The organism is Peribacillus sp. FSL E2-0159, assembly GCF_038643155.1.
Classification (GTDB): Bacteria; Bacillota; Bacilli; order Bacillales; family DSM-1321; genus Peribacillus; species Peribacillus simplex.
The window spans coordinates 1,580,473-1,593,633 of sequence record NZ_CP152053.1; the positions used below are offsets into that span (position 1 = coordinate 1,580,473).

Here is a 13,161-nt window from a genome sequence, read left to right on the forward strand (position 1 = left end):
TAACAAACAATATACATAAATTGAAGAAAATATCTTCTATAAGCATATGAAAAACATGTAAACTGGGGTTTAATGAAACCGTGTCCGGTTTGAAATTGAACATCTATACGGAGGTAACATGATGACCGAACCAATGTTTATTACACTGATTATACTTCTATGCGCGATTGCGCTTTTTATACAAGGAAAATTTCGAGCAGATTTAATTGCACTTAGTGCACTATCCATACTTGGTTTACTGGGGATTCTTACATTGGATGAACTGGTGGCCGGTTTTGCGAATCAAGTGGTCATCATGCTGGCTGGGCTATTTATCGTTGGTGCCGGCCTGTTAAATACAGGAATCGTGGAAAAGGCAGGAAATAAGTTGTTGGGTTTATGTGGGGGCAGTGAATGGAAATCGCTGCTCATCGTCATGCTGACAGCAGGAATATTAAGTGCATTTTTAAGCGGAACAGGAATTGTTTCCATACTTCTTCCGCTCGTCATGAGCATGGCTCTACAACAAAAAACAAGTCCGACAAGGTATTTATTGCCCCTTGCCTATGCAAGCAGTATTGGAGGGCTATTAACACTTACAGGTACTCCTTCCAATATGATCGTCGCTGATGTATTACGGCAAAACGGAATAGGGACATTAGCATTTTTTGACTTTACACCTGTGGGTTTAATAGCCTTTGCAGCAGGGTTATTCTTCATGTTGACACTCGGACGCCTGTTGCTTCCAGAGAAGACCATTGCCGCGAACAATAGCGTCAAGGGACTTTCGGCAGGGGAGCTTGCCGGCATGTACAAAGTATATGACCGATTGCATTATCTGCATATACCCGCTACTTCCGATATTGTTGGAGAAAGGCTGTCAGACCTCCAGCTTCCTATTCAGTATGAATTGACTTTGATTGAAATCCAGAGGAAGCCAAAGGATAAGCAATTGCCGCTGTTGCAAAGACAGCTGACGATTTCAGCCAGGGCGGATGAGGTTCTTCATCCTGAAGATATCATTTTGGTGTTTGGAGAAGAAGAAGCAGTTGAGAGATTGGCACTTAACTATGAACTGGAGTTTAAACATTTCAATACCGAACAAATAAAGAAACATTTTCTTAGCAGTAGATTTGGATTGACAGAAATATTGATCGTCCCGAACTCTGATTATGAAAATCAAACCTTGATAGATGTGCATTTTCGTGAGAAATACCAATGTAATGTGCTAGCAATCAATCGGAATGGCGAATATATTCAAGCGGATGTCGGAACGGAACGCCTGAAACCGGGGGATGCAATCCTGATACATGGAGAATGGGAGAACATTGAGAGGATTTCCTCGGATTTACAGGATGTCATCGTTATTGGAAGCACCTCGGAAGATGGCTCTCCGGTCAACTCCAAGGGCAAAGCATGGATTGCCTTGGGAATCACTGCATTGATGGTCATTCTCTTATCGATGGAGTCCGTTCCTGCGGTATTATCGGTTTTGACGGCTGCATTGTTGATGGTGATCACTGGCTGTGTCCGTTCGATGGAGGATGCTTATCAAAAGATTAATTGGGAACCAGTTCTATTGATTGCCGCCATGTTCGGAATAACGGCAGCATTGGATAATACGGGTGGAGTGAGAATGATAAGTGATTGGCTGGCCGTTTTATTCAGTAATATCGGGGCACACGGCATATTAGCGGTCTTCTACCTCCTGACCCTGATCCTGAGCCAATTCATCCCGTATGGAGCCGCGACGGTAATCATGACGCCCATTGCCCTGACATCTGCGGTGAATCAAGGAATCGATCCTCTTCCTGTGTTTCTATGCCTTGCCGTTGCTGGCAGTTTGGCGTTATCCACTCCAAGGGTGGCCACTACCAACGCGCTTGTCATGACAGCGGGTGATTACAAGCATAAAGATTTTATCATGATCGGGATATCCATACAGATTTTCATTGGCGTAATCATGGTGATCACGATACCATGGTTCTTCCCTTTTTGATTAGACATAGGGCATTGTTCCATTTTTGGACAATGCCTTTTCAATGTGTTTCTTTTCAATTGGATAGGGTGAATGGGGAATTTAATGTTCTGAAAAAAGAGCTATGTAGTAGGAATTAAAATTATTTATTATCAATGACAGAAACTAATGGTATAATTTTGGCATATTGGTGTTTTCGTAATTAGGGGGAAGATGCATCATGGATACAGAAAAGATATTAAAGAACTTAGACAGGGTGACACCATTCTTTCAACCGATTTTCAGTGCAGATCAACATCAGGTAATCGGGTATGAAATTCTAGGTCGCTATGAGGAACAATCTGAATATAAAAGCCTTGGCCCTTTTTTTCACGATTCTGCAGTGCCGGAAGAGTATAGGGTGGAAGTGGATAATTATGTACTTGAAATTGCCTTGGAGAGAATAAAAGACTATGGTGAAGATTTTCTTATCTTTATCAACAGAGATCCTAATTTGCTAATGCTGGATCATGGCGAAGAATTCATGGAGATTTTACATCGTCATTTTCAACCGGAGGAAATGCACCGGATCGTGCTGGAATTATCAGACACGATCAGTCCGGAAAACTTAGATCCTTTGCAGCATGTGCTTGCTTACTTTAAAACATATGGGATTAAGATAGCTTTAGATCATTTAGGACAAGATACTCAATTGGACCGAATCGCACAGATTTCTCCGAATATTTTAAAAGTTAACCTGGACCAGCTTCGCATTTCAGGTGGAGATGCCTATCAGGTCATCCTGTTTTCTCTAAGCATGCTTGCACGAAAAATCGGCGCCAATTTACTATTTGAGAACATTGAGTCCGAATACCAGCTTCGCTTTGCATGGAAGAATGGGGGACGATATTATCAAGGGTATTTTTTGGCGAAACCGGAAGGCGAATTCATTAATAAAGATTTACTTCGGGAAAAATTCCATCAAGAATGTCAGTCCTTCATTTCTTTGGAGACCAAGAAGCTTGAAGCCGTTTATCAAAAGACTTTGCAATTCAACGAGAATATGCAAAACTTCTTAAAACAGCAAAAGCGGACCAGCTCCCATGAAGAGTTTCTCGGAGTTTTGGCGAAAAAATTGGATTCCGTTTGTTTTCGGTTATATATTTGTGATGAAGAGGGGTATCAAAAATCTCCCAATATCCTCCATAAGGACGGGCAATGGTTAGTCCAACCCAGTTATATGAATAAAAATTGGAGCTGGAGACCTTATTTCCTCGAAAATATCGTAAAGATGCGTAACGAGAAAAAGGGAAGACTATCCGATTTATACAGTGATATCGAAACGGGAGAAACCATTCGGACCTTTTCATATCCACTGAATAATAAGGAATACATTTTCTGTGATCTATCTTATAGTTATTTATATGAAAATGAAGCACTATTATAAAAAACGATTCATGAATATAATCGCTTTAAATGTGTAACGATAAGCAGAAATGATGCGCTTGGAGGAGACATATTTTGAGCACGTACATCTGGATTCTAATCATAATCGTTACACTCATGGCGTTATATCTGCTCTTTTATACTTATTCTGTAGCAAGGGCACAGAAAGTGAAAGCCAGATATGATTCGACTATCGATGATTCAGTTAAAGAACATCCTTATTTAAAGAACCCGATATTCGTTTCTCTTTTTGTTGGGACGATTTTGGTTGCTGGTTTTATTTTTTACTATGCTTTTCGATAATTGTGAGAAGGAGATTTCAATATCATGAAATCTTCTTTTTTATTGCGAAGAATGGGCACTGGTATCAAGGTCTCAACATGAGAATGTGATTTTGTAGTTTGGCTTTGATCTGGACGGGTATTGAATGACATAGGCAAAAATCCGAATCATTAGGAGAAATTCTATAATTAGGAGATGATTGTAATGAGTAAATATTTAGTTGCATGTCTTGCCAGTGTCCTTCTATTTTTAAGTGGAGGGTTCACTGCTTCAGCGGAGGGCTTAAATAGAGAGGAAGTACTATCTTTAGTACAAGATGCCATGAAGAATCAAAGTTCGATCAGTGAGGAAGTAAGTACTAAGGAAACGATTGAAGGGAAGTTGGATAAACATTTCACAGGTGATTTCATCGAGAAGTTTGTCCAAGCGAATGTAGTGAAAGTCGATGGCGGTTATACCGCATTTGGATCAGATTTCGCTCCATATTATATCCCTTTTTTCAGTTACGACAAGAATACGGAAATTGTATATGAAAAAAACGGTGATTTCATTTATGTTCAGGAGGAATTCCAGGACACAGGGGACGGACCTTCATCGATGGAAAAACATGTTGAATCAGTTACTTTGAAAAAGGAAAATGACGTTTGGAAGGTAATGGACGTAAAGTATGAAAGTGAAAAAATGAAATAAGGAATTTTAAAGGAAAGTCCTTCAAAGTTGAAAAGTATGGGGGCTGAAATGAAAAAGTCCAGAGAAGGTCACAGCCTTCTCTGGACTTTTTTTGTTATATTATATATTCAGTTCTCTCTTTATTTCGTCCAATTCAAAACCAATAATGGCTTTACCGTCGATGACGACCGTTGGTGTGGAATAGGCGCCATATTTATTAGTTAGTTCTTTACGTGCTTGTCCATCTGCTTTAATATCTTTTTCTTTGTATACGACATTATTATCATCAAAGAACATTTTCATGATTTTGCAGGGAGGGCAATCAGGTTGGGTATAGAGCGTAACGTCTTTCATTTCATTCCTCCATGTATGCTTTAAGTAAGGTTTACTTTTTCATTATAGAGAATGCCAAGACATTTGAATAGGGATAAACCTTAAGGATCGTTCTACCGATCTTTTTCCTGTTTTACCAGATAGTCTATCAATCCCATGGAACAAACGTTCAGGTCCATGGCAATGATATCAAAAACAGGATGATCAGCGGTGATTCCTTTTTCGCCTAAATGAACAGCGACTTCCGTGAAAATATTTTTACTGGTCGCTGCGACTTGTTCCTCAAAGCTAGCATATTCCCTAAATGCCGATTTTGCAGTCTCCACAAATTTAGGCAGCCAGTAATGGAGTTGTTTATATACTTCCTTAGGATTTTCGGATACCCCGTAATGGCCAAAATATATACGTTCGACGCCGATGCTTTCATACAATTCCGCTGCAGCAAGCATCGCATCGGGATTAAATTGGTTTGGCGATGTGGACGGTAAGTAAAATTCCAAACCTTCTTCATCGAGTTCACGATAATAGATGCCTATGGTGTCACCTGAAAACATTCCTTTTGAAACCGAATCGTAAATGCTTAAATGATGATTTGCGTGTCCTGGTGTGTCATAAAAGGTTAACTTGGAATTTTCACTTGTTTTTAGGGATTCCCTATCATGTTTAGTTAGCATTCTATCTAATGGAATAGGTAATATCGGATCGAAAAGCTTGTTGAAATCTTCACCATAGACTGCTTTAGCCCCAGCGATCAAACGTGTGGGATCTTCTAGATGCCGTGCACCTTTTGGGTGTACGATCACCTTGGCATTCGGACAATGCCGTAAAAAAAGTCCAGCTCCACCTGCATGGTCCAAATGAATATGGGTAAGAATGATATATGTAATATCTTCGAGGGCGATTCCCAAATGTTCGAGCCCCTTCATTAAGTGGGGGATGGAAGGGCTGGCGGAAGTTTCGACTAAGGTGATGTCTTCATCGGCAATTACATATGTTCCTGTACGATTTCTTCTATCCAAATCAAAACCATCAATCAATGAAATGCGATAACCAAGCTCACTAATGTTTTGCAACAGAATCTACCCCCAGAAAATTTTTCATGTACAAAATCCATTCCTTATTTTATTCTGTTAATAGTGCCATGTAAAGAATGAAGTTTTAAATTATTCTGAATTTATTTCAGCGTGGTTACTGGATAGAAAAGTATGGTATAGTGAAACCTATCGAAAAGGTTTTATTCAGAAAGGAGAGGGAGTATGTCTCAATTACAGGGCATCCTTACCAGATTGAAAAGTCTTCAAGAGCAAGCGAAGGAATCTGAATCTGCTCAACGTTTTTTTGAAATAGATGGTGTGAAAAAATGCCAGGTTACATATTTCAGCAAAACAGAAATGTTCGAGCTTGAAGTATACAGTGATAAAGGGAAATCATCAAAATATCAATTCGATAATATTGATATGATTACCATTGAAATCTTTGATCTTCTTCAATCTTAAAAAATCACAAAAAGCCGCCTTCCTTAGGAAGCGGCTTTTTTATTGTGAATGAAGCCGTTCAATTTTTACTTGAATGAAGTAGTGATTTTTACGACATCTTAATAATTGGAGGGATGTAAATGAGAAATCCAATGGTAATATGCCCGGTGTGCGGTGAGGAAAGGGAAATGGAAAATGTGTTAACGGCACAATCCAACCAGAATGTGATTTATCAATGCCCGGAATGCGGTTTTAAACAGGTTAACATCAAAACTAGTAAGGGCTAAGGGTCTCTTGCGAATCCCGCCGTTTGGGATTTTATTGGTCTAGGAATGAGCCTTTTCTGCTTACATATGTTAAACTATAGAAAGAGCTGTATATAAAAACATATGGTAAGGGGTTTTAACATGATCGGTACTCATGATGGGGATTTATTGGAATCCAGCGTTAAAGACTTAATGATTTCTTCTGAACGCGTGGCCCACGTGCAGGTAACCAATAATTTAGAACATGCACTATTGGTATTAACAAAGAGCGGTTATACGGCCATTCCTGTGTTAGATCCGATGTATAAACTGCATGGTTTAATTAGCACACCAGTCATTCTTGATTCAATCTTGGGACTGGAACGAATTGAATTTGATAATCTTGAGAATAAAAAAGTTTCCGAAATAATGAATATAGAAATACCTCGCCTGCATATTGAAGATACATTGACCAAGGGTGTGGAATTGTTGATTGACCATCCGTTTGTCTGTGTAGAGAATGACGAACATGTATTTGAAGGTATCTTAACGAGAAGGGCAATCCTGAAAAAAGTATTTAAACAAAATACACCTGATAAATAAGTAAGGCTTAAAATGAAGTTGACCTCAAGACTCGCCAGTTGGCGAGTTTTCTTGTTTTTTACATATTTGATCCAGCTAGTAGTAAGGCTATAAACAGTTAGGGTCTATTAGGAGAGGATGCGAAAATTGGGTCAAGCAGTGGATGGAGCAAAAGTGCAGAATAAAAAATTAAAACGTCCCTTCATATTGGCTGCCATCATGTTGGCTATGTTTATGAATGCTATTGAAGGAACGATCGTTTCGACGGCAATGCCAGCCATTGTAAGTGATTTAGGTGGTTTTTCACTTTACAGCTGGGTGTTTTCCGGTTATTTGTTAATGAACGCCGTAACGGTCTTGATATATGGAAAGCTATCGGATATTCTCGGGAGAAAACCTGTCTTATTATTTGGAATCGTTGTTTTTTTAATTGGCTCCCTTCTTTGCGGTTTTGCCAATTCTATGACGGAACTCATCATATATCGCTTTGTACAAGGTTTTGGGGCGGGGGCTGTAGCTCCTGTAGCTTCGACGATTGTCGGTGATATCTATAAAAATGAAGAGAGGGCACGCGTTCAAGGGTATCTATCGAGCGTTTGGGGAATTTCAGCGGTCATGGGGCCAGCTTTGGGCGGCTTGCTCGTTGAATCTCTGACTTGGAAACTTGTCTTCTGGGTTAATGTTCCTTTAGGGTTTCTGGCATTTATTGGGATTTGGTTTTTCCTTCATGAAAATATCGAAAAGAAAAAACGTGATATCGATTACCTAGGTGCAACGCTATTGACATTATCCATATCCACTCTTATGGTGATACTGGTAGAAGGAGGAGTGAAATGGTCATGGGCTTCAGCTCCGCTCATATCCTTGGCATTAGTGGCCATCATCACCTTTATCTTATTCATTCTTCAGGAAAAGAAAGCAGCTGAACCGATGATGCCATTTGAAATCTGGCAGGAGCGTTCCATTCTGATTGCGAACCTTGTATCCTTGACGACAGGGGTGATGATGATTGGATTATCAAGCTTCCTCCCCACATTCGTTCAGGGCGTGATGGAGCGCTCGCCTACGGTAGCTGGTTTTACATTGACAGCCATGTCAATTGGCTGGCCGATCGCATCAATGGTCTCAGGCAGGTTATTGATGAAAATAGGATTCAAATCAACCTCCCTCCTTGGAGGGTGTTCATTGATCCTTGGGAGTTTGATCCTAGTATGGATGAAGCCGGAAGCTGGGCCCCTTATTGCTGCCATGGGATCCTTTTTTGTCGGTGTAGGCATGGGTTTGACTTCTACCTCATTCATTGTCGTCATTCAAAAAACCGTCAGCTGGGAACGAAGGGGTATTGCGACAGCTTCAAATATGTTCATGCGTAATTTAGGAAATACTGTAGGCGCTGCATTACTTGGGGGAATCATGAATATGAGATTTCAAGCCTATTTGAACGAGCATGCGCCAGCCGGCTCGGGAGTGACGATAGATACGGCAAATAAACTGTTGAACAGTGAAGAACGCATGTCTCTTCCTGAAAATGTGGTAAAGGTTTTACAGGAAGGACTTACATTGTCTTTACAGACGATTTATCTCATCGTTCTAGTCTTCTCTGTAATCAGCTTCCTGTTACTTACGAGACTAAGAAAGAATAAGAAGGCATGAGAAAAAGGCAGACTCTTTAAATGGAGTTTGCCCTTGTATTTAAGGAAACGCAACTCGGATGACCAATTGAATCATTAATGCGATCGTGACCGAATGTAAAATTAATTTCAACTGTCGAGTGGAGATTTTTTGGGCCACACGCAAGGCCAGCTGTGATCCGATAAGGGAACCAATCGTGTAATAAATGGCAATCCCCCATGCAATGTTTCCGGCAATGAAATAGGTAATGAATGCAGCTGTACAGCTAATGAAAGTTTGGAATCTAGTAAAGGCCAGGGATTGAAGGTAGGTGGCACCATTTCTTAAAAAGGTATACATGAGCATGGTTGCCTGTCCCGGTCCGAACATCCCGTCATAGACACTGATTCCGAATAGGGATGGATAAACTTTTTTTGGGAGATGCCAATCCGATTCATCGGAAGGTTTCGGTTTTTTAATGAAATTCATGATCAAAGAGACAGTCAAAAGACAGATGGCTAACAAATTCATTGCCTTTTCAGAGAATGAATTAGCAAGCAGACCACCACATAAGCCACCGAAAAGGGCAAATGGGATTAACTGTAGGGCATCCTTCAATTTAAGCTGTTTTTTCTTGAATAAAATATAAAAACTGGAAAAAGAAGAAAACATGTTGGAAAATTTGACTGAACCAATAACCTGGTGGATGGGTAAACCTATCAAAAGAAGGGATGGCATGCCGATAAGACCGCCGCTCCCTGCCAATGTGCCGACAAAGGATGCTGCAAAACTGATGACAAGCAATAAAATGATCGTCAAAGGATATTCACTCCTTTTCTTTTCTCTTGTATTATAAGCCGACTTTGTTGATAATAAAAATTAAATAAATTAAATCATCATGATAAGAATTAATTATCAAGAGGTTGGTGTGTATGTCATTTTCAGAATTTCATTTATTATCCGTGCTTGCTCAGGAAATGAATATGAGAAAAGCAGCTGAGCGGTTGTTCGTTTCCCAGCCGGCTTTATCACAGCGTTTACAATCAATAGAAAAGGATTGGGGTTCGAAACTGTTTCTGCGTTCACAAAAAGGGCTGTCACTGACACCTGCAGGTGAAGCGGTAATTCGTTTGGCCAATGAGGTTATAGAAAAAGAGGAAAAGGTCAGGGAAAGTATTCAAGCTATGGACCATGAAGTATATGGCACTTTGAAAATAGCCTGTGCCTCGATTGTCGGTCAAAATTGGCTGCCGCAAGTATTGAAAAAGTTCGTCCAAAAATATCCGTATGCCAAAATTTCCTTAATCACTGGCTGGAGCAGTGAGATTTTAAAGTCTTTGTATGAAGGACAAGTGCATATTGGCATCATAAGGGGAGCCCCGGATTGGAAAGGGGTAAAACAGCATTTATTTACAGATATGCTTTATTTGGTGGATACTGAAATGAAGGAACTGAATCAAGTGTTCGAAACGGACCGGCCATTCATTCAGTTTAAAAGCGATTCGAATTATTATCAGGAAATTCAGGACTGGTGGCATCGGCAATTTAAAACCACACCAAAAAACACCATAGTCGTGGATCAAATCGAAACATGCAAACAAATGGTGTTTAATGGTATAGGATATGCGATCCTGCCTGCCATCACTTTGCATGATAAAGATACGAATGTTTTTAAAATCCCTCTTTTGGATGGGCATAACCACTCGATCGAACGAGATACATGGCTTTGCGGCTATGAATCTGCCTTTCAGTTAAAGCAAGTCCAGGCATTCACGGAAGTGGTGAAAGAGCATATTCGTGACCAAGGAATGTTATAAGTCCGCTGACGAAAATGTCAATAGGGGAGAATAATATATAAGAGTGACATTCAACTTGTCTTGCCGGCAGTTGTCTGGTAAATTTAAAACGAGTAATGATACATATTTAGGAGGTTTACCCGGAATGAATAAAATGGATGCAAACGAAATTATTTCTTTTATCTCAAATAGTAAAAAATCTACACCTGTAAAGGTATATGTCAAAGGCGACTTAGAAGGCATGGATTTTGGTCCAGCTTCTAAAACTTTCATAACAGGAAATACAGGTGTTGTATTCGGTGAGTGGTCTGAAGTCGAAGAAGCAATCAAGGCAGCAGGAACAAAAATCGAGGATTATGTAGTTGAAAATGATCGCCGTAACTCTGCCATTCCTTTGTTGGACCTAAAAGGCATCAAAGCCCGTATCGAGCCCGGCGCAATAATCCGTGACCAAGTATCCATTGGAGACAACGCAGTCATCATGATGGGTGCATCGATCAATATTGGATCTGTTATCGGTGAAGGCACAATGATCGACATGAACGCAATACTGGGCGGACGTGCAACAGTGGGTAAAAACTGTCACGTAGGTGCAGGTGCCGTTTTAGCAGGAGTCATCGAGCCTCCTTCCGCACAACCGGTCATTTTGGAAGATGATGTTTTAATCGGAGCCAATGCGGTCGTACTAGAAGGTGTGAAAATCGGTCAAGGCTCAGTTGTGGCAGCAGGTGCAGTTGTAACGAAAGACGTTCCTCCTTACTCCGTGGCTGCTGGTATCCCGGCACGGGTCATTAAACAAATTGACGAAAAAACAAAATCAAAAACAGAAATCATGCAAGAACTTCGTCAACTTTAATTTCTTTAGTGAATATTGCCTGAAGCGTGGATAAATATATCCACGCTTTCTGTATAGGGAGGAAATAATGTGAAAATAAATCCTTTTGCCGAGATTCGGCGTGATTTGCATCAAATACCGGAGATAGGATTCAAAGAATTCAAGACACAGCAATACCTACTGAATTACATAACGAATCTGGCCCAGGAGCGGATGGAAATAGAAACTTGGCGGACTGGGATATTCGTGAAAGTGAAGGGAATGAACCCGCGAAAAACAATTGGCTACCGGGCTGATATAGACGGTCTGCCGATAAAAGAAGAAACCGGATTGCCGTTCGCATCCAACCACGAGGAATATATGCATGCCTGCGGTCATGATTTTCATATGAGCATAGGTTTGGGTTTATTGACATATTTCACCGAAAATCCGATCGATGATGACTTGCTGTTCATCTTCCAGCCTGCAGAAGAGGGTCCTGGCGGAGCTGAACCAATGCTTAAATCGGAAACCATGAAAAAATGGAAGCCGGATATGATTCTTGCTTTACATATTGCTCCAGAGTATCCAGTCGGGACGATTGCCGTTAAAGAAGGGCTTCTATTTGCCAATACATCTGAATTATTCATCGATTTGAGGGGGAAAGGAGGGCATGCAGCCTATCCGCACGAAACAAATGACATGGTCATTGCTGCCTGCGCGCTTGTAGGGCAGCTGCAAACAATCGTTTCCAGAAATGTCAATCCACTTGATTCAGCAGTCATTACAGTTGGGAAGATTACTGGAGGCACCGTTCAAAATATTATTGCGGAGACAGCGCGGTTAGAAGGCACAATACGCACCCTTAACCCCGAATCGATGGTAAAGGTCAAGTCAAGAATAAAAGCGCTTGTGGATGGTATACAAGTGGGATATGAGTGCTTGGCTGAAATCGACTATGGCGCGATGTATCACCAGGTTTATAATGAAGAACGGTTGACCAGGGAATTCATGGAATTTACAGAGAAGTCAACTGCTGTTCATTTGCATCAATGTACTGAAGCGATGACTGGTGAAGATTTTGGCTATATGTTAAAGGAAATTCCAGGATTCATGTTCTGGCTGGGGGTTTCATCGGAATATGGATTGCACCACGCTAAGTTAAGTCCGGATGAAACTGCGATTGAACTCGCGATCAATCACTTAACGGACTATATAACGTTTAAAGGAAGCGAAGCGTAAAAATGCTTTTCAGTACAGAACATGCTCTAAAGAGAGAACGAATGACGTTGGAGGGCTTATTGTGAAAAAAGAATTTGCGGTGATTGGACTTGGTCGTTTTGGCGGCAGCATAGTCAAGACATTAGCTGAAGAAGGATTAGGGGTTCTGGCTATCGATGCTGACGAAGATCGAGTGAATGAATTTGCCAGGATAGCTTCACATGCCGTAGTAGGGGATACGACGGATGAAAATGTACTGAGAAACATCGGAATTCGTAATTTTGATCACGTCATTGTAGCGATTGGCGAGAATATTCAAGCTAGTATATTGACGACCCTCATGCTTAAGGAATTGGGTGTCGGAAATGTAACGGTTAAAGCGCAAAATGATTATCATGAGAAGGTTCTTCGGAAAATCGGGGCCGACTTTGTCGTGCACCCCGAACGCGATATGGGGAGAAGGATTGCCCATAATATCGTCTCCAATAACATTCTTGATTATTTGGAGCTTTCTGATGAACACTCCATCGTCGAAATTGTTGCAAGCCAAAAGATGAATGGAAACTCGATATTCGACCTTGATATCCGTGCTCACTATGGGCTGAATATCGTCGCGATCAAAAGAGGTAACGAAATAAATGTATCTCCACAGGCGAGCGATTTAATTCATAAAGGTGATATATTGATCGTCATCGGCGCGGATTCGGACATCACTCGCTTTGAAAAAAAAATAGTGGAATAAGCAAGGCTT

General features: G+C 40.7%; 15 protein-coding genes. 12 read left to right on the forward strand and 3 right to left on the reverse strand.

Annotation, left to right across the window (positions count from 1 at the left end; all coding sequences use genetic code 11):
* The first annotated feature begins 121 nt into the window (after positions 1-121).
* The 4 genes from NYE63_RS07845 (at position 122) to NYE63_RS07860 (ending at position 4,354) form a co-directional block, all read left to right on the forward strand.
* Positions 122-1,978, forward strand: a complete 1,857-nt coding sequence (locus NYE63_RS07845) for an SLC13 family permease (protein ID WP_342604719.1) — start codon at positions 122-124, stop codon at positions 1,976-1,978.
* 199 nt (positions 1,979-2,177) lie between these two features.
* Positions 2,178-3,383, forward strand: a complete 1,206-nt coding sequence (locus NYE63_RS07850; protein ID WP_342604720.1) for an EAL-associated domain-containing protein — start codon at positions 2,178-2,180, stop codon at positions 3,381-3,383.
* 74 nt (positions 3,384-3,457) lie between these two features.
* On the forward strand, positions 3,458-3,685 hold the full coding sequence (locus tag NYE63_RS07855; protein ID WP_342604721.1) for a hypothetical protein: 228 nt from the start codon (positions 3,458-3,460) through the stop codon (positions 3,683-3,685).
* Between the two features lie 183 nt (positions 3,686-3,868).
* Positions 3,869-4,354, forward strand: coding sequence for a DUF3993 domain-containing protein (locus NYE63_RS07860; protein ID WP_342604722.1), 486 nt, complete (start codon positions 3,869-3,871; stop codon positions 4,352-4,354).
* 99 nt (positions 4,355-4,453) lie between these two features.
* Here NYE63_RS07860 and NYE63_RS07865 read toward each other — a convergent pair whose 3' ends face one another.
* Positions 4,454-4,687 (reverse strand): glutaredoxin family protein, encoded by a 234-nt coding sequence (locus tag NYE63_RS07865; protein ID WP_342604723.1) that lies wholly within the window; start codon positions 4,685-4,687, stop codon positions 4,454-4,456.
* 92 nt (positions 4,688-4,779) lie between these two features.
* Positions 4,780-5,739, reverse strand: coding sequence for an MBL fold metallo-hydrolase (locus NYE63_RS07870; RefSeq protein ID WP_342604724.1), 960 nt, complete (start codon positions 5,737-5,739; stop codon positions 4,780-4,782).
* Positions 5,740-5,922: 183 nt separating this feature from the next.
* Between NYE63_RS07870 and NYE63_RS07875 the strand changes: the two genes are divergently transcribed.
* From NYE63_RS07875 to NYE63_RS07890, 4 genes are all read left to right on the forward strand, one after another.
* On the forward strand, positions 5,923-6,162 hold the full coding sequence (locus tag NYE63_RS07875; protein ID WP_034314086.1) for a YkuJ family protein: 240 nt from the start codon (positions 5,923-5,925) through the stop codon (positions 6,160-6,162).
* A gap of 119 nt (positions 6,163-6,281) precedes the next feature.
* A complete protein-coding gene (locus tag NYE63_RS07880; protein WP_342604725.1) occupies positions 6,282-6,428 on the forward strand; it encodes a hypothetical protein in 147 nt (48 codons plus the stop codon).
* A gap of 120 nt (positions 6,429-6,548) precedes the next feature.
* Positions 6,549-6,989, forward strand: a complete 441-nt coding sequence (gene cbpB, locus NYE63_RS07885; RefSeq protein ID WP_063232001.1) for a cyclic-di-AMP-binding protein CbpB — start codon at positions 6,549-6,551, stop codon at positions 6,987-6,989.
* Positions 6,990-7,106: 117 nt separating this feature from the next.
* Positions 7,107-8,621, forward strand: coding sequence for an MDR family MFS transporter (locus tag NYE63_RS07890; RefSeq protein WP_342604726.1), 1,515 nt, complete (start codon positions 7,107-7,109; stop codon positions 8,619-8,621).
* A gap of 39 nt (positions 8,622-8,660) precedes the next feature.
* Here the strand turns inward: NYE63_RS07890 and NYE63_RS07895 are convergent, their stop codons facing one another.
* Complete coding sequence (locus tag NYE63_RS07895) at positions 8,661-9,398, reverse strand: sulfite exporter TauE/SafE family protein (RefSeq protein ID WP_342604727.1); 738 nt, start codon at positions 9,396-9,398, stop codon at positions 8,661-8,663.
* A gap of 113 nt (positions 9,399-9,511) precedes the next feature.
* Between NYE63_RS07895 and NYE63_RS07900 the strand changes: the two genes are divergently transcribed.
* From NYE63_RS07900 to NYE63_RS07915, 4 genes are all read left to right on the forward strand, one after another.
* Entirely contained in the window at positions 9,512-10,396 is an 885-nt protein-coding gene (locus NYE63_RS07900) for a LysR family transcriptional regulator (protein ID WP_063231999.1), read from the forward strand.
* A 124-nt stretch (positions 10,397-10,520) separates the two neighbouring features.
* Entirely contained in the window at positions 10,521-11,231 is a 711-nt protein-coding gene (gene dapD / locus NYE63_RS07905) for a 2,3,4,5-tetrahydropyridine-2,6-dicarboxylate N-acetyltransferase (RefSeq protein WP_141992439.1), read from the forward strand.
* 75 nt (positions 11,232-11,306) lie between these two features.
* The gene (locus NYE63_RS07910; protein WP_342605707.1) at positions 11,307-12,431 is read left to right on the forward strand and encodes an N-acetyldiaminopimelate deacetylase; all 1,125 of its coding nucleotides are present in this window, start codon (positions 11,307-11,309) and stop codon (positions 12,429-12,431) included.
* Between the two features lie 61 nt (positions 12,432-12,492).
* Entirely contained in the window at positions 12,493-13,152 is a 660-nt protein-coding gene (locus tag NYE63_RS07915) for a TrkA family potassium uptake protein (protein ID WP_342604728.1), read from the forward strand.
* The last annotated feature ends 9 nt before the right edge of the window (positions 13,153-13,161 follow it).

Coding starts and splice junctions, on each gene's coding strand:
- NYE63_RS07845 (WP_342604719.1), top strand. CDS start 122: ATGACCGAACCAATGTTTATTACACTGATTATACTTCTATGCGCGATT.
- NYE63_RS07850 (WP_342604720.1), top strand. CDS start 2,178: ATGGATACAGAAAAGATATTAAAGAACTTAGACAGGGTGACACCATTC.
- NYE63_RS07860 (WP_342604722.1), top strand. CDS start 3,869: ATGAGTAAATATTTAGTTGCATGTCTTGCCAGTGTCCTTCTATTTTTA.
- NYE63_RS07865 (WP_342604723.1), bottom strand. CDS start 4,687: ATGAAAGACGTTACGCTCTATACCCAACCTGATTGCCCTCCCTGCAAA.
- NYE63_RS07875 (WP_034314086.1), top strand. CDS start 5,923: ATGTCTCAATTACAGGGCATCCTTACCAGATTGAAAAGTCTTCAAGAG.
- NYE63_RS07880 (WP_342604725.1), top strand. CDS start 6,282: ATGAGAAATCCAATGGTAATATGCCCGGTGTGCGGTGAGGAAAGGGAA.
- cbpB (WP_063232001.1), top strand. CDS start 6,549: ATGATCGGTACTCATGATGGGGATTTATTGGAATCCAGCGTTAAAGAC.
- NYE63_RS07890 (WP_342604726.1), top strand. CDS start 7,107: ATGCGAAAATTGGGTCAAGCAGTGGATGGAGCAAAAGTGCAGAATAAA.
- NYE63_RS07900 (WP_063231999.1), top strand. CDS start 9,512: ATGTCATTTTCAGAATTTCATTTATTATCCGTGCTTGCTCAGGAAATG.
- dapD (WP_141992439.1), top strand. CDS start 10,521: ATGAATAAAATGGATGCAAACGAAATTATTTCTTTTATCTCAAATAGT.